The organism is Streptococcus sp. Marseille-Q6504, assembly GCF_965111625.1.
In genome coordinates, this window is sequence record NZ_CBCOON010000011.1 from 1 (window position 1) to 510 (window position 510).

1 protein-coding gene is annotated in these 510 nt (G+C 40.8%); it reads left to right on the top strand.

Features of this window, described 5'->3' with window-relative positions:
* The coding region (locus tag ACWPUA_RS08155) for an SspB-related isopeptide-forming adhesin (protein WP_454380272.1) at positions 1 to 510 on the top strand (510 nt) is incomplete at both ends.

Here is a 510-nt window from a genome sequence, read left to right on the forward strand (position 1 = left end):
ATGGAAAATCTAAAGCACTTGTGAAGACAGTGACTGACGCTCCAGATACAGAGTTCAACAACACTGTGACTCCTCCGGAAGAACCTAAGTTCCAACCAGAGAAGTATGTATTGGATACAGCTAAGTTCTCAATTACTGATAACAAGCTTCTCGATGATGATTCTGAGTTGACAGACAAGTACGGAGATACCAATAAAGATCCATACGCAGATAAGACTGACAACAACGAAGCAGAAAACTTGAATACTAAGACTGTTAAGCGTGGCGCTAAATTGGTTTACCAAGTATGGCTTGATACAACTAAATTCGACGCTGACAACAAGGATAACATCCAATCAGTAAGTATTTCTGATGACTTCGATGAAACTAAGGTTGATGTAGACGCTTCAGCTATCAAGGCTTACGATTCAGTAACTGGTGCAGATGTGACAGACAAGTTCGACATTAAGGTTGAAAATGGTGTTATGACCGCAACTCTTAAATCTGGCTTCACCAAGTCACTTGGAGACG